Below are 15,960 nucleotides of genomic sequence, written 5' to 3' on the forward strand. Positions count from 1 at the left end.
CGCGGGCGCCGCGCCTCAGTGCCGGTGCGCCGCCCGCACCTGCCGCGTCTGGCGCGTCTGGTCGCGCGGCCCCGCCACGCGGACCCGCAGGGCCCCGGCGTGGATGGCCGCCTTGAACGCCACGATCTTCCCCACCGGGTCGCCGTCGATCTCGAACTCGTCCGGACGCTCCAGCCGTGCCGTGAACTCCTCGCCGCGCAGGTAGCGCAGTGGGCGTTCCTCGCGGGCGCGGGTGGTGATGCGCTTGCCGATCGCGGTCTTGCCGAGCGCCGAACGGCGGAACGAGCGCAGGATCGCGTTCTCCCAGAGCATCCGGGCGGCGATGCGCACCCAGCCGAAGAACCCGCGCGGCCGCATGACGACCACGTCGAAGACCCCGTCGTCGATCTCGGCGTCGGGCAGCAGCGTGGCGCCGGCCTGCAGCGTGCCGCAGTTGCCGACGATGAGCGAGTGCGCGCGCACGGACCGGTTGCCGTCGCCGTCCAGCCGGTACCGGAACTCGAACGCGTCGGCGTCGCGCAGCGAGCGGATCAACGAGTCGACGTAGGCGAGCCACCCGACCTTCTTCTTGAGGTCGTCGTTCGTGTTCGCCAGCATTCGGGCATCGAGCCCGAGGCCGGCCATCACCAGGAAGCCGAACTCCTCGCGCGTGCCGTCCTCGCGCTCCACGCCGACGGTGCCGATGTCGATCGGGCGGTCCTCACCGCGGAAGATCGTGTGCACGCTCGCGCTGAGGTCGTCGATCGGTGCGGGGATGTTCCGCGCCAGCAGGTTGCCCGTGCCGCTCGGCAGCAGGGCGAGCGCCGCGTCGGACTCCCACACGACCTCGGCGACCGCACGCACGGTCCCGTCACCCCCGGCAGCGGCGACGACGTCGACCCCGGCTGCGATCGCCTCGCGCGCCATGCCGCCGCCCGGGTCCTCCTCGGAGGTCTCGAACCACAGCGTCTCGTTCCACCCGGCCTCGCGCTGGTACCGCTCGACGGTCTGCTTGAGGGTGGGCAGGTCCACCTTGACGGGGTTGTAGACGACGGCGGCGGTGCGGTGCTCTGAGGCGAGGGCGTCCGACTGCGCGGGCGCGGTCTCCGAGGGCGATGACATGCACCGAACGTACCGGCGGGCGCTGGGCAGCGCGCCGGTTCCGCACCACCCACCAGACGGGAGGAGCGAGGCGGGCCCGCACCGGGCCTCCCGTCCGCCCTTTGGTCACCGGGGCGGACGGAGCCGCAACCGGCTCTGGCTAGGATGGGGCGGTGATTGACCCACAGCTGCTGCGCGACGATCCCGATGTCATCAAGGCCTCGCAGGCGGCACGTGGCGCCTCCGTCGAGGTCGTCGACCGGGCGGTCGACGCGGACGCTGCCCGCCGGAGCGCGATCACGTCGTTCGAGGCACTGCGTGCCGAGCAGAACGCCTTCGGCAAGACCGTCGCGAAGGCCCCGAAGGACGAGAAGGCCGCGCTCGTGCAGCAGGCCCAGGCGCTCGCCGCGAAGGTGAAGGAGGCCCAGGCCACCGTCACCGCTGCCGAGGACACCTTCAACCAGGTCGTCCGCGCCATCCCGAACACCGTCCTGCCGGGCGTGCCCGCCGGCGGCGAGGACGACTTCGTCACGATCAAGACCGTCGGCTCGAAGCCGTCGTTCGACTTCGAGCCGAAGGACCACGCCGACCTCGGCGAGCTGCTCGACATCATCGACATCCCCCGCGGCGTCAAGGTCTCCGGCTCGCGCTTCTACTTCCTCAAGGGCCTCGGCGCCCGACTCGAGATCGCGCTGATGTCACTCGGGCTCGACCGTGCCGTACAGCACGGGTTCACCCCGCTCATCACGCCGACCCTCGTGCGCCCCGAGACCATGGCCGGCACCGGGTTCCTCGGCGAGCACGCGGCCGAGGTCTACCGGCTCGAGGCCGACGACCTGTACCTGACCGGCACCAGCGAGGTCGCTCTGGCCGGGTACCACGCCGACGAGATCCTGGCCTTCGACGCCGAGGACCCCGCGCTCCGCTACGCCGGCTGGTCGACCTGCTACCGACGCGAGGCCGGGTCGGCGGGCAAGGACAACCGCGGCATCCTCCGCGTGCACCAGTTCAACAAGCTCGAGATGTTCTCCTACGTCCACCCGGACCAGGCCGACGCCGAGCACCAGAAGCTGATGGCGTACCAGGAGTCGATGCTGCAGGACCTCGGGCTGCACTACCGCGTGATCGAGACCGCTGCCGGCGACCTCGGCACGAGTGCTGCGCGCAAGTACGACCTCGAGGCATGGGTCCCGACGCAGGGCACCTTCCGCGAGCTCACCTCGACGTCGAACTGCACCACGTTCCAGGCCCGTCGCCTCGACATCCGCTACCGCACCGAGAGCGGCAAGACCGCGCCCGTCGCGACGCTGAACGGCACCCTGGCCACCACCCGCTGGCTCGTCGCGATCCTCGAGACCCACCAGCAGGCCGACGGCTCGGTCGTGGTCCCCGAGGTCCTCTGGCCGTTCCTGGGCGGCGTCGAGGTGATCGAACCCCGATGAACGACGCCCACGGCACGGCCGCGACCCGCGTGAAGCGCTGGCTCGTCGCACTCGACATCGACGGCACCGTGATGCGCGAGGACGGTGTCGTCACGCAGGCCACGATCGACGCGATCCAGGCCGCCGACGCCGCGGGACACGAGGTCATGCTGTCCACCGGTCGAAGCGAGGGCATGACCGTCCCCGTGCTCGAGCGCCTCGGCATCCAGCCCGAGTACCTGGTGTGCGCGAACGGTGCCGTGACGCTCCGCCGGTCCAGTGCCCCGACCGCGATCAACGGCTACGTCCGCGTGCACGTCGAGACCTTCGACCCGACCGACGTGCTGCAGACGATCCGCGGCGCGCTGGAGAACGGCGCCTACGGTGTCGAGTCGCCCGACGGCCACTACCTGCTCTCCGGCGAGTTCCCCGACGACGCGATGACCAAGCACGGCTCGCACGTCGAGTTCTCCGAGCTGCTGGGGGTGCAGGCGACCCGCGTCGTGGTGATCTCCCCGGAGCACGGGCTCGAGGAGTTCCTGCAGATCGTCGACCGGATGGGCCTGCACAAGGTCTCGTACAACGTCGGCTGGACCGCGTGGCTCGACATCGCTCCCGAGGGTGTGACCAAGGCGACCGCGATGGAACGCGTCCGCGAGTGGTTCGACATCCCGCGGTCCCGGGTGTTCGCCGCCGGGGACGGCCGCAACGACATCGACATGCTGCGGTGGGCGTCGACCTCGGGCCGCGGTGTCGCGATGGGGCAGGCGCCGGACGACGTGGTCGACGCCGCGAGCGAGATCACCGGCGGCGTCACGGACGACGGTCTGGCCGCCGCGCTGGACACGCTGCCCCGGTAGGGCTCGCGCTGGCGCGCCTCGTGCGCGTGGCGGTGGTGTTGGCGCTGGCGCGCCTCGTGCGAGGTTGACGGCCCGGTGCGGCACTGTTCGGCCGCACCAGCCGGTGGACCTCGCACCACACGTCCGCAGAGCGGCGCGGACGGGAGGCCCGGTACACTCGTCGGGACACGGTCACGTCTCGCCACGTGGCCGTGTCACCAGGAGAGTTGTCCGAGTGGCCGATGGAGCCTGTCTTGAAAACAGGTGGGCAGCGATGTCTCGTGGGTTCGAATCCCACACTCTCCGCCACGGCACCTTCCGGAATTGTGAAGGTGTCATTTGACGGTTTCTGTTGCCGATCCGCGTGCCTGCGCAGCTCTGCAGCAGGCTTTCCCGCGCGGACGGGGAGTTCCCGCCGAGTTCTTCCGTACGCGCCAAGGTTGCCCGTGCCGTCGTGGAGCGGGCAGTGGCCGGGATGACCTGGGGTTTCTTGCCCACCGGACGCGGTGGGGGCGATGCGAGTCATCGGAGCCGAACGGCGGCTTCGGAACCCGCCAAGGTAATAGGAGCCATCAGCGCAGTGCCCTGGTGAGGTGCCCGTGCCGTGCGCGGTGCAGTCGGCTCCGGGCGGCAACGGCGGTGAGTCCAAGTTCGGAAGCAGCCTCGGTCACGCCCAACCTCTCGCTCGGTCACGAGTACGAGCAGCGAGAGGTCTTGCGGTAGGAAGCGGCGAAGCGCGGCGAGTGGCCCTCGGGTCAAGGGACGCGCCAAGAACGTTCCACAGTGCGCCGCGACCCGCTCTCCTGTGTGGAGTTTCACACCCGGTCCGTACCCCGAAAGGTGTCTTTGATCGCTGCCCAATGCTTTCGTCAGGAACGGTTGGGTCGCCGCGCTGTACCCCGGTGCCTCTGGCTTCCCCGAACAGGGGTCATCGGTGACGTATGGCGCTGAGTGCGGCCTTTCCTACGCTCAGTTCTCGTGCTCCCAGGGGAGCGAAGCGTGGCTGGTTTCGCGACTGGTCGGAGCGGTAGGGGAGTCCCATGACGGGACGGGTTGCGCGGGCGGGGACGCTCGCGTCGGTGATCACGACGATCGCGTTGGTGGCTGGGGTGTTGGTGACGGTGCCTGCGCACGCGGACACGGTGTCGCATGAGTCTCCGACCGATGTGGCGGCGCTGCCGACGTCGCAGTCCGATGACGCGCATGCGGGTTCGGCGCTGACGGCTGACGGGCTGCAGGCACCGGGGTCGCTGCGGACGAAGGCCACTCCGACGGGTGACCCGAACGATCCTGCTCCGGCTGCGCAGGATCCTGCGGCGGGTGCGTCTGCGACGGGCATCGCGAAGGGTGCTGAGCTGACGTCGAAGTCGACGTACCAGAACACGTGGACGAACCCGAACGGCACGAAGGTGATGGAGCTGTCGCGGGTGCCGTTGAACGTGAAGGACGACTCCGGGCACTGGGTCGATGTCTCCTCGAAGGTGTCGGAGACGGATGACGGCGGCTACGCGGTCCAGGACCACCCCCTCCAGCCGGAGTTCGCCGCGTCGACCGGGGCGGATGGTCCCGACTACTCGGTCACCTCTGCGGCGACGGGTGCTTCGGTGTCGTTCCAGCTCGAGGGTGAGCGGGATGCGGACGCGCACCAGCCGACGGCTGACCAGGTCGACGCGTCGGACCAGCCTGGTGCGAAGGCGTCGCACGGTGTCGCGTACGACGACGTGCTCCCGGGCACGGACATGACGTACCAGGTGTACCCGGCTGGGGTGAAGGAGTCGTTGATCCTCGACGCCGCGCCGTCGTCGTCGCACCCGGTGTACCGGTGGAAGGTGCACGCGCCCGGGCTGCAGGTCCAGGACGGCCCCGCGGGGTCGATCGCGTTCGTCGACGCGACGGGCCGGACGGTCTTCTCGACCCCGACCCCGGTGATGACCGACTCCTCGGGGACAGCCGGTGTCTCTGACGACGCGGTCGCCACCTTGCCGGTGACGATCGACCACGTCTCCGGCGCGGAATGGACGATCTCGCTGACCCCGGACGCCGACTGGCTCCGGGACCCGGCTCGGGTGTACCCGGTGACGGTGGACCCGTCGATCGAGAACGGTGCGCAGACGCTGCAGGCGTACATGTCGACCAACAGCGGTGCGAGTGTCACCGCGACGGCGTCGTACGCGAACATCGGGAACTCGCGGATCAACAACGCTCCGAGCATCTGGCGCAGCGTTGCGTACTACCCGTACGAGTCCCTCATGGGCAAGCAGGTCCTGAACGCGCAGCTCTGGGAGACGCAGGCGAACGTGGGCACGTCGGACCCGACGACGTCCCTCATCGGATGGGCCTCGGCGTTCTCGTGGAACTGTGGGTCGCGGAACCTCAACAGGTCGACGTTCTCCGCGGGCTACACCGGTTCGGCCAGCTTCGACGTGACCGCGCAGGTGCAGTCATGGGTCGACTCGCGGTCCTCGGGTGGAGCGTTCTGCCTGCAGGGTGACGAGACGGCCGGGGCGTACACGTACAAGAAGCTCGACACCGCGCTGTACATCCAGTACGAGGACAAGCCGACCGTCGCGGGCAGCGTCTCGGCGATCCGGGACCCGAACCCGGGCTTCCCGGACCAGCAGACCTCGCCGGGTGCGACGTCCTCCGGAGCGGCTGCGTCGGCTCCGGTGACGGCGTCGTCGACGCCGACCTTGGCGGTGAAGGCGACGCAGGACAGTGCACAGACGTACCCGCTGACCTACCAGTTCTTCGTCGGGACCACGTCGGATCCGTACGGGTCACGGCGGTGGAACACGGACTGGACGAACGCGCCGACCGTGCAGAACCCGACGTTCCAGGCGACCGTCCCGCAAGGGGTGCTGCAGCCGGGGACACGGTACTGGTGGAACGTCGTCGTGCAGGACCCCTACGGGGTGCGGACCTGGACTCCCGCGTACCCGTTCGTGACGACATCGCTGCCCACGGCGGGTGCGAGCGGCGTGTTCTCGCCGACGGACAGCTCCGTCGTCGCGACGACGACGCCGACCCTGACGGCGCCGGCCGCGACGGCAACGAACGGGCAGCCCCTGCAGTACGAGATCCGGGTCACCAGCGGTGCGGACGGGACGTCCGGGCAGATCGCGCAGTCACCGCTGTGCGCCACGTCGGGCTCGGCGTGCACGATCAACCCCGACGGGACGATGTCGTGGAAGGTCCCTGACGCGGTCCTGCAGGACGGCGGCTCGTACACGTGGGTGCAGGTCGTCAACGACACGTACGGCGACTACCTGTACACCGCGAACTCGACGACGGGTGTGAACCGGTTGACGGTGAACTCCCGCGTCACCGATCCCGGTCCCGCCCCGACGGACGCTGCGGGTCCGGTGACGGTGAACCTCGGCAACGGCAACGTGGCCGCGTCGTTCTCCTCACCGACCGTGCACACCCTCGGCGGCGACATGGGGATGAACTTCTCCTACAACTCCCGCATCGCCTCCAACCGTGGCCTCGTGGGCACGTACTGGAATGTTCCGGCGAACACGGCCACGTTCGGTCGGGGCGATTCGATGACGGCGAACGCGGTGCAGACCCTCGTCCGCACGGACACCGGGGTGAACTTCGACTGGGGCAGCGCCGCACCTGATGATGCTGTCTCCCAGTCGTACTTCCAGGCGAAGTGGACTGGGTACATGACGCCGCGGGACGGGACGTACGCGTTCGGCTTCCAGGCCGATGACGGCGTCGCCCTGCAGTTGGGCACCACCGGCATCATCACCGACCAGTGGAAGGACCAGCACCAGACGGCTCCGCAGATGGAGACCGCGGCGAACCAGGTCCTGACGGTGAAGGGTTCGCAGTGGTCGATCGGCTCCCAGTCCGGGCAGCTGCCGATCCCGATCACCGTGGACTACTACCAGCGCGGCGGCTCGTCGAACGTGTACCTCGAGGCGCAGACGCAGACATCCGGGACGTGGGGGACCGCGCAGGTCGTCCCGTCGGACTGGTTCACGAAGTCGCCGACGCTGCTGCCCTCGGGTTGGGCGTCCTCCGCCGCGATCATGGGTGACGCCGGTTCGTACGTCTCGGCGTCGAAGCAGGGCGGGTCGGTGATCATCACCGACACCGACGGCGGCACCCACACGTACGCTCGCGCCTCGACCGGCGGGTACACCCCGCCGCCGGGTGAGCAGGGGGTGCTGGCGTCGGATGAAGCCGGGAACCTGGTCCTCACCGACGAGGGCGGCACCGTCTACCAGTTCGACACCGCCGGGCTCGTGACCTCCGTGACGCCCGCTGCTGATCTCGGGTCCAAGCCGGCGAACCCGGTCCCCGCGTACAACAGCAGCCGACAGCTGACCTCGATCGCGGACCCGCTGTCCGCGTCCGGGTCGGGCACGACGCTGACGTACTCGCGGAAGGTGCAGTTCTCGTACCTGTCGAACACCACCATCGGCTCGAGCGCCACGAACGGCGCGAACCGTGCCGCGGGAGCGTGCGCGCCACCGTCCGGCTCCTCGTACCCGACGGCGGTCACCACGACCGCGCCGGGGTCGCAGTCGGACGCGGGGATGCTGTGCCAGATCCTGTACCCGGACGGCACCACCACGCAGCTGTTCTACGACACCACCGGGCAGCTCGCCCGTGTCGTGGACCCCGGCAACGAGGTCACCGACTTCGGGTACACGCGCAGCTCGGCCAGCGGCACGTACCTGCTGTCCACGATCCGGAACTCGCTCACCAACGACTGGCTCGCCGCGGACACCAGCCGCGACGCCGCCGGACCGGTGACGACCGACATCCGCTACGACGCCTCGGACCGTGCCGTCTCGGTGACGCTCCCCGCCCCGGACGGGGTGAGCAGCGCCTCCCGGCCGCAGAAGACGTACACCTACGGTGACCCGGACACGAACGGGAACCGCAGCAGCGCGGTCGACGTCGCGGGGATCACGGTCCCCAACGGGCACGCGTCCACGGTGACGATGGATGCTGCGCTGCGGCAGACGTCGGCGACGTCCGCGTCGGGGCTGACGAGCAGCACGGTGTGGAACAGCCGCGACAACCAGCTCGCGTCGATCGACCCGCAGGGCCGTGAGTCGAGCACCGTGTACGACCAGCAGGACCGCGCGGTCGCCTCCTACGGGCCCGCACCGACGTCGTGCTTCGGCCAGGTGCAACCCGCGACCGCGATCCAGAACACCAACGGGCCGCTCCCGACCAGCGGTGTCTGCGCAGGGACCGGAACACCGGTGGCGCAGACGACGACGAGCATCGACGGGAACCTCCGCGGGCTTGCCGCGTCCTGGTACAACAACCAGACGCTCTCCGGCGCTCCGGCGGCGATGACGCTGGGCGTCCCGGCGGCTGCCGGCGCGAACGGCGGGAAGACCGACGGAGCGGTCGACTACGACTGGTCGACCGGCAACAACGCCGTCAGTCCGATGACCACTCCCACCGGCACTGTCCTCGGCGGGACCGCGGGCGCGAACTGGACGGCGTCCTTCACGGGCCTGATCACCTTCCCGACCGCCGGCACCTACCGCTTCTACACGTGGGCCGACGACGGAACGAAACTGTGGATCAACGACCAGCTGATCAGCAACGACTGGGGCCCCCACGGTCCGCACATCCAAGCTGCGACGAAACCGTTCACGGTCGTCGCGGGTCAGAGTCTGCGGATCCGGTTGAACTACCTGCAGCAGACCGGCACCGCCCGGCTCGCGTTGGCGATGACGACCGGCGCTGTCCCGGCCGGGTACACGGCAGCCGACGTGGTGCCCGCGTCGATGCTGTCCCCGGCGTACAACCTCGGCACATCCTCGACGACGGCGGACTCCGTGCCCTCGGGTGCGCAGGCCAGCCAGATCAGTCCGATCACCACCGCGACGACGTACTCACGTCCCTGGTACGGCACCGTCGACGGCACCACCGTCGACCCCGCCGGGCTGGCGCTGAAGACCTCGACCAGCACCGAGGCTCCCGGCGCCGGCTATCTCCGCGCCCTGACCCGCACCCTGCCCGCGCAGACGGCTGCCGCGTCGACGAATGCGTACTTCGGTGCGTCGCAGACGATCAAGGACGCCTACGGCACCACCGACGGGCAGATCTGCGGGGTGGACGTGTCCACCCCGCAGGGCGGGATGTTGAAGAGCACCACCGGGCCGACACCCGCCGTCGGGAGCGCGGTCGTGACCTCGTACCTGTACGACGTGTGGGGTCGCACCGCCGGAACGAAGACCACCGGTGACGCGGACTGGTCGTGCGTGTCCTTCGACGCCCGCGGCCGCCCGGTGAAGGCCGTCACCGCGGCGTTCAACGGGCAAGCCAGCAGCACCGCGACGACCGCGTACTCCGCCGACGGACTCACCACCGCGGTGTCCGACAACGCCGCGACCGGGTCCCCGAACGGATCGACGACCACCACCACGACCGACCTCCTCGGCCGCGCCGTCAAGTACGTCGACGTGTGGGGGACCACCACGACGACGTCCTACGACCAGGCCGGCCGGGTCACCTCGTCGCTGGCTGTGACTGCGGACGGGGTGCAGCACTCGACGGGGCAGTCGTACGACGTCGACTCGAAGGTGACGCAGTTCACCGCGGACGGCAACGTCGTCGCCGTACCCACATACCAGCAGGGTGAGGTCACATCGGTGGCGTACCCGGCAGGTACCGGGAACGCCGGTAACGGCACCTCGGTCACGGTGACGAAGAACGGTGCCGGTGCGCTGACGGGGTTGGCGTGGTCCTTCCCGAACAGTCAGCCGCAGGTCACCGACCAGGTGGTCCGGTCCCAGTCCGGCGACATCCTCCAGGACATCACCGCGCTCGGTGGAACGGTGAACACGTCGACGTACTCCTACGACACGGCCGGGAGGCTCGTGGCCGCGACGATCCCACGGCACCGCCTGACCTACGGGTTCGGAACAGCATCCTGCACCCAGACGGGTGCGGTCGCTGCGGCCGGACGGAACGGGAACCGGACGGCGTCATCGGACCAGCTCCTCGATGCCGCCGGAAACCCGGTCGGGTCGGCGACGCAGGTCGCGTCCTGCTACGACGCAGCCGACCGGCTCCTCGGCACCACGGTCACGAACCCGGTCACGGGTGCCATCCCGGTGAACCAGTCCCTGACCGGTACGCAGCTGGCGTACGACGCGCACGGGAACACGACCACGCTGGCCGACGAGACCCTCGTCTACGACGGGCAGGACCGCCACGTGCAGACCACCCTGACCGACGGGTCGAAGGTGTCCTACGTGCGGGACGCGTCGAACCGAATCGTGCAACGCACCGAACAAACCCCAGATGGGACGAAGACGGTGACCCGGTACGGGTTCACCGGCGACGGTGACACCCCGGACTTCGTCTACGACGGTGCCAGCAAGCTCACCGAGTGGGACCTCCCACTGCCAGGCGGTGTCACCGCGGAACTCCGAGGCTCCACGGCGGTGTGGTCGTACCCGAACATCCACGGCGACATCATCGCCACCACCGACGCCGCAGGGCAGCTCGCGAGCACGACGCTGCCGGTGTACGACCCGTTCGGACAGGTCATGGACCCGACCACCGGCCTGTTCGGCACGTCCACTGCGAACCAAGCAGGGCCGGACACGCAGCAGGGCAACGCTGACTACGGCTGGTTGGGGCAGCATCAGAAGCTCAGCGAACACCTCGGCTCGATCGCCACGATCGAGATGGGCGCCCGCCAGTACGTCGCCGCACTCGGACGGTTCCTGCAAGTCGACCCCATCGAAGGCGGCACCGACAACGCCTACGCATACGTCAACGACCCCGTCAACGCATTTGACATCACAGGACAATACGGTGAATTGAGAGGGCAAGCGCAGGCTTGTGGTAGCTTCAACGCCTATTGTGATCCGGCAGCACTCCACCACAAGTCGCAATTTGACACGGTGTCTTTCGTGGAAAGCATGGGCAAGCTCGCTGACTACTCAAAGCCATTCTGGAAAGCCGGCTTTACCGGGGAGGTGGCAGGAGAGTCTGAAGTGCCGCTTTTCGATCCTGAAACTTGGGAAGCGGCCAATGAGACGTTCGACGCCTTCTCAGAATGGCTTGCAAGTCTCTACGGCGACGGGTTGGTTGTGAGAGCAGCTCCTCATGCTCGATCGAACACGCGAGCATCACTCACTACATTCCGGTCTGGTCGTTCGCCCGCTGCACGCCACGCGAGGAGCGCGAGGCGCGCAATTCCCACAACCCACCACCACCATCGACGACGCCGATAAAGAGCAGTTATGTATATTCAACGTTTTTGGTCAAAGGTTGCTTTCATCGCCGCCGTGATCGTAGGCTACTTCGGGCTGGGGTTAGTGATGCGATTTCTTGATGTCCCATTCGCTACGGCGGCCACTGCTCGAGGGATTGCTCTTGTCATGGCGGTGATCGCGGGCGGGCGGCTCTTTCGGGGTCGCGATGAAGCCACCGGTTCGAGGCCATGGTGGAAGATGACTGCGCGGCCGTTTCTGAGCGGCGCGTTGTTCGTGCTATCCTTTTTGTCAACTTTGATTTGCTTTGGTTCTTTTGTCCATATCTGGTCGGGTTCATCGCAGATCGATTCATTCCTGATCGGGAGTGTCACGGGCGTATTGACGGCAATCACTCTTTTGTATGGGCTGAGTTTCTTCAAGCTCATGCGTGCTAAGCGTCATCTGCGCAATATCTCGAACGGCTCAGCTGATTAGAGTGCGGGGGTGGTGATATGAGTCAAGGATCAGCTCGTCATGAACGTCTGGAAAGATGGCGGCCATCAAATCGCGGGTGCGAGGAAGTCGTTCACCGTCGTCGCCGGGCAGTATCTGCGGATACGAATGAACTACCTGCAGCAGACCGGCACCGCCCGGCTCGCGCGTCAAATCCGAAACGGCAAAGCGCAACTCAAGCGTTATATCAAAGCGCTGAATAAGGCCTACCCGACAGGGAAGCGCTGGACGGGTAGTCTCATCACCTACCCGCCTTACAAGAAGCAATAAGGAGTGCAGGATGGTCGATCGCATCGTGTCTTTGTTTGCAGAACGCCTCAGCCCACTTCGATATCGACGCAAAGGGAAGCGCTGGTCCATAACAAAAGCTGATCTCATCGTTTCTCTGCAACTGCTCAAGTCCAGATTTGGCACCGAATATTTCGTCGATATTGAACTTACGTTGATCGGGTCGCAAAAACCTGACGTCTCGACCCGTATTGACTACTGGATTGATGTCGATAAGGTCGGGATATCCTTCAAAGAAGCGGACCCATTTGTGGAATCGAAGATCTCCGACTTCCTTCATATACACGCAATACCTTTAGTTGAAAAACTGGATTCCGATTACTTGCGTTCCGCAGAGGGGCACAAGCTGTTAGAGATCGGCTACGTGACTGAAGCTGCGTCAAACTTTTTTCGGGTCGACGACCGCGCCTGATTCTTATGCAGCCGCACGCAGGGTACGGAACGAGCGATGAGCTATGGCTTTTCTTGGTACGCAACTAGGCTGAGGACGTTCAGACCACCGCAGCCGAAGTAGGGAACGGCGATCGCGTGGTCGTGAAGATTTCCACACACTGACCCTTGTTTAGGGGAGCGTTGCGGAGCAGGGCGCTGCAACCACAAATGCGACTAGCGAAGGCGCGCGGCCATGGTCGTTGACGCAAAGTGCCCGACGTGGAGCTCGCATGACACCTTAATCATGATGCATCAGACTCACTTGCCTCGAACCCCTCTTGTTGCAACTCTTCGTCGATAACCTCCGCGATCAGCTCCGGCACAGCAGATAGCGCGGTGTCCAGCAGAAACTCAATCCGCGAAGCATCACGGCTCTCGGAGATCGTCAGCATCTGAGTCCGAACGTCCGGCGCATACCGCGTGAGAATCGACAACGCGTGGAGTACCAACCACCACGACTGCAGCGGATGCAGCTCTTCGTCCAGGCCGGCAATCCTCGGAAAAATGAACGAGTGGCGCCGGTACCGGCGCATACCGACCGGTTTGAACCACGCTCCATCGAAGGCGAGGCGCTCCCGGTCATCGACTTGCAGGATCACGGTGCCGGTGCCCACGGACCCGAGCACCGTCCCATCGGACCCGATCCACGGCGGCAACCCACCGAGCGCCGGGTACCTCTCACTCACACGGCTGATCTCGTCCGCAGTCGTCTCCGACGTCAGCGTCACCCCGGGCAACGTCACGTCCAGCCCGGCGGGCGGAGGAAGCTGCGGCACCTGCGCGGAGATACCGTGCAGTGAGAGGGCAGGAAGCTCTCCACCAACCACCCCGAACTCGTACTGGAACTCAGGCAGCTGCGACACAAGCGCCCCGACCGCCGCACCACCACCACCGACGGGATAACCGAGTGCCGCTCCGACCACCGAGAACAGGTCGTCATTCGTCGGCACCACCTTCGACACCGAACCCCAAAGACCGTCGCTGCGCACCCGACCCTCAGAGAATTTGATCCCGTGACCCGATGCTTGCCACGTCGCGCGCCCTGACAACCGATGACTTCCTGCGGCGATCGCTCTACCCGCCTGCGACAGCCCATAGAACAAGTTCAACGGGCGACTGTCGTAACCGACAGAAGCAGCCGCATCAAACTGTTGCTGAGCCTGCTCAAGCCCCGCATGCCAAACACGGCGCCGACCACGTTCTTTGAACGACTCCGAGACACGCGACGGCGGATCTGCTCGCAACGACCGGATCGTCCGCCACGCCTCACTCGACGTCATCAACCCCGCATCGAACCTTGTCTTCGCCGTACGGCCCCCCTCACGCCAGCACACTCGCTACGCGAGCCGCCGCCGTCGCAGAATCACCGCTCGATCCTCTCACCGGATGCAATCCGCACTCCCGGGCGTATGCAACCCTCCCAGCGAGACCATCCAGAGACCAGCACCCAGGCGGCTGAAGCGAACTGCCACAAGCTCCGCCACCATCAGCGCCGTCACGGCAGGACGATCACCTTGCCGGCGACCCGACCGGCCTCGGCCTCGGCGTGCAGCGCCGGCAGCTCGGCGAGCGGGATGCGCCGCGTCACCTCGACGGTGAGTTCCCCGGCGTCGACGAGCGACACCAGCTCCGTCAGCCGTTCGCGGTTCGGCAGCACGAACACCGTCGCCGCCCGCACACCACGTGCGTCGTCGCCCGGGGTGGCCATGAACGCCGTGGTGCTCACGACGATCCCGCCGTCGCGGACCGCGGCCACGTCGGCGGCGAACTGCTCGGGCTCGATCGGGGCGAGGTTGAGCAACACGTCGACCTGACCGTCCAGGGCGTCCAACGGGTCCGTCGTGGTGTGGTCGATCACCTGGTGGGCTCCGGCAACACGGACGGCCTCGGCGCTGCGCGGGCTGGCGGTCGCGACGACGATGGCCCCCGCGCGCGCGGCGAGCTGGACCGCGTACTTCCCGACGACACCACCCGCGCCCACGATCAGCACGCGCTGCCCGGCCCGCAGCTGTCCCTCGTCGAACAGCGCCTGCCAGGCGGTGAGCGCCACGGACGGCAGTGCTGCCGCGTCCGCCAGCGGGAGACTCGTCGGAGCGGCGACCAGGGCCTCCGCCGGTGCGACGACGAACTCGGCTGCGCCGCCGTCACGCTCCATCGGCAGGAAGCCGACGACCGCGTCGCCGACGGCCAGACCCTCGACACCGTCGCCGAGCGCGTCGACCGTGCCGGACACGTCGTACCCGGGCACGTGGGGGAGCTGGACGGGGATCGGCAGGAACCCGCCGCGCATCCCGCCGTCGGCCGCGTTGTACGCCGACGCTGCGACCCGGATCCGGACCTGTCCGGCGGTGGGGGTGGGCTGGTCGAGCTCGACCGACCGGAGGACCTCGGGCCCGCCGACTTCGCGGAACTGCACTGCACGCATGATCGTCACCTCTCGTTGTTGCTTCGAGTTCGAAGCATTGACCATGACCGTACCACTGCTGCGAATTCGAAGCAACAGGTTCCGGCCATCCAGTTCCGAGCGGCCGCGCGTAGCGTCGTTGCAATGAGCGACATCATCATCTTCGGCGGCCACGGCAAGGTCGCACTCCTCGCGACGCGCATCCTCACCGAGCGTGGGCACCACGTCACGTCGGTGATCCGGAAGCCCGAGCAGGCGGACGAGATCGCCCAGCACGGTGGCGAGGCCGCGGTCGCCGACATCCAGGAGCTCACCCTGTCCGGGTTCGAGGACCTGGTGCGCGGCAAGGACGCGGTGCTGTGGTCCGCGGGTGCCGGTGGCGGTTCGGTCGACCGCACCTGGGCCATCGACCGTGACGCCGCGGTGCTCTCGGTGCAGGCAACCGCCCGTGCCGGGGTCGAGCGCTACGTGATGGTCTCCTGGTCCGGCTCGGAGCTCGACCACGGCATCCCGCAGGACGATGACTTCTTCGCCTACGCCCAGTCGAAGATGATCGCCGACGCGGTGGTCCGTGACTCCGGACTCGAGTGGACGATCGTCGCGCCGAGCACCCTGACGGACGACGCGCCCACCGGCGCCGTCGACTGGGACGGCACGGGAGCGAAGGTCTCCCGCGGCGACGTGGCCCATGTGATCGCGGACGTCCTCGAGTCGAGCGGCAGCGCCGGCAGCACCTTCCGCTTCAACAGCGGCAGCACGCCGGTCGCGGACTTCATCCGCGCCGACCAGGCCTGACC

At 67.5% G+C, this 15,960-nt stretch carries 10 protein-coding genes and 1 tRNA gene; 8 read left to right on the forward strand and 3 right to left on the reverse strand.

The window, feature by feature from the left end:
* Window positions 1-15: 15 nt before the first annotated feature.
* A complete protein-coding gene (locus BIU90_RS09945) occupies window positions 16-1,101 on the reverse strand; it encodes a diacylglycerol kinase family protein (RefSeq protein WP_083403855.1) in 1,086 nt (361 codons plus the stop codon).
* A 152-nt stretch (window positions 1,102-1,253) separates the two neighbouring features.
* Here BIU90_RS09945 and serS point away from each other — a divergent pair, with 152 nt between their 5' ends.
* The 7 genes from serS to BIU90_RS18325 all read left to right on the forward strand — a co-directional run bounded on the left by serS (window position 1,254) and on the right by BIU90_RS18325 (window position 12,739).
* Window positions 1,254-2,522 (forward strand): serine--tRNA ligase, encoded by a 1,269-nt coding sequence (gene serS / locus BIU90_RS09950; protein WP_071300068.1) that lies wholly within the window; start codon window positions 1,254-1,256, stop codon window positions 2,520-2,522.
* Entirely contained in the window at window positions 2,519-3,361 is an 843-nt protein-coding gene (locus tag BIU90_RS09955; protein ID WP_071300069.1) for an HAD family hydrolase, read from the forward strand. Before serS ends, BIU90_RS09955 begins: the two co-directional genes overlap by 4 nt.
* A gap of 200 nt (window positions 3,362-3,561) precedes the next feature.
* Window positions 3,562-3,649, forward strand: a tRNA-Ser gene (locus BIU90_RS09960).
* Between the two features lie 731 nt (window positions 3,650-4,380).
* Window positions 4,381-11,565 carry a PA14 domain-containing protein gene (locus tag BIU90_RS09965; RefSeq protein ID WP_071300070.1) on the forward strand — a complete coding sequence of 2,395 codons (7,185 nt, stop codon included), beginning with the start codon at window positions 4,381-4,383 and terminating at the stop codon, window positions 11,563-11,565.
* A 9-nt stretch (window positions 11,566-11,574) separates the two neighbouring features.
* Window positions 11,575-12,021, forward strand: coding sequence for a hypothetical protein (locus BIU90_RS18315; protein ID WP_139195213.1), 447 nt, complete (start codon window positions 11,575-11,577; stop codon window positions 12,019-12,021).
* Between the two features lie 39 nt (window positions 12,022-12,060).
* Window positions 12,061-12,309, forward strand: a complete 249-nt coding sequence (locus BIU90_RS18320; RefSeq protein WP_139195214.1) for a hypothetical protein — start codon at window positions 12,061-12,063, stop codon at window positions 12,307-12,309.
* Between the two features lie 10 nt (window positions 12,310-12,319).
* A complete protein-coding gene (locus tag BIU90_RS18325; protein ID WP_139195215.1) occupies window positions 12,320-12,739 on the forward strand; it encodes a DUF4304 domain-containing protein in 420 nt (139 codons plus the stop codon).
* 262 nt (window positions 12,740-13,001) lie between these two features.
* Here BIU90_RS18325 and BIU90_RS09970 read toward each other — a convergent pair whose 3' ends face one another.
* Together BIU90_RS09970 and BIU90_RS09975 are read right to left on the reverse strand one after the other, a co-directional pair.
* Entirely contained in the window at window positions 13,002-13,868 is an 867-nt protein-coding gene (locus tag BIU90_RS09970; protein ID WP_175470185.1) for a hypothetical protein, read from the reverse strand.
* A 386-nt stretch (window positions 13,869-14,254) separates the two neighbouring features.
* Complete coding sequence (locus tag BIU90_RS09975) at window positions 14,255-15,184, reverse strand: NADP-dependent oxidoreductase (RefSeq protein WP_071300347.1); 930 nt, start codon at window positions 15,182-15,184, stop codon at window positions 14,255-14,257.
* 123 nt (window positions 15,185-15,307) lie between these two features.
* Between BIU90_RS09975 and BIU90_RS09980 the strand changes: the two genes are divergently transcribed.
* Window positions 15,308-15,958 carry an SDR family oxidoreductase gene (locus tag BIU90_RS09980; RefSeq protein WP_071300072.1) on the forward strand — a complete coding sequence of 217 codons (651 nt, stop codon included), beginning with the start codon at window positions 15,308-15,310 and terminating at the stop codon, window positions 15,956-15,958.
* Window positions 15,959-15,960: the final 2 nt, after the last annotated feature.

It is taken from the genome of Curtobacterium sp. MCBA15_001 (assembly GCF_001864835.1).
In the GTDB taxonomy this organism is placed as follows: domain Bacteria; phylum Actinomycetota; class Actinomycetes; order Actinomycetales; family Microbacteriaceae; genus Curtobacterium.

Bases quoted from the DNA above. Each gene is read 5' to 3' on its own strand.
- BIU90_RS09945 (WP_083403855.1), bottom strand. From the start codon at position 1,101: ATGTCATCGCCCTCGGAGACCGCGCCCGCGCAGTCGGACGCCCTCGCC.
- BIU90_RS09955 (WP_071300069.1), top strand. From the start codon at position 2,519: ATGAACGACGCCCACGGCACGGCCGCGACCCGCGTGAAGCGCTGGCTC.
- BIU90_RS09965 (WP_071300070.1), top strand. From the start codon at position 4,381: ATGACGGGACGGGTTGCGCGGGCGGGGACGCTCGCGTCGGTGATCACG.
- BIU90_RS18315 (WP_139195213.1), top strand. From the start codon at position 11,575: ATGTATATTCAACGTTTTTGGTCAAAGGTTGCTTTCATCGCCGCCGTG.
- BIU90_RS18320 (WP_139195214.1), top strand. From the start codon at position 12,061: ATGAACGTCTGGAAAGATGGCGGCCATCAAATCGCGGGTGCGAGGAAG.
- BIU90_RS18325 (WP_139195215.1), top strand. From the start codon at position 12,320: ATGGTCGATCGCATCGTGTCTTTGTTTGCAGAACGCCTCAGCCCACTT.
- BIU90_RS09975 (WP_071300347.1), bottom strand. From the start codon at position 15,184: ATGCGTGCAGTGCAGTTCCGCGAAGTCGGCGGGCCCGAGGTCCTCCGG.
- BIU90_RS09980 (WP_071300072.1), top strand. From the start codon at position 15,308: ATGAGCGACATCATCATCTTCGGCGGCCACGGCAAGGTCGCACTCCTC.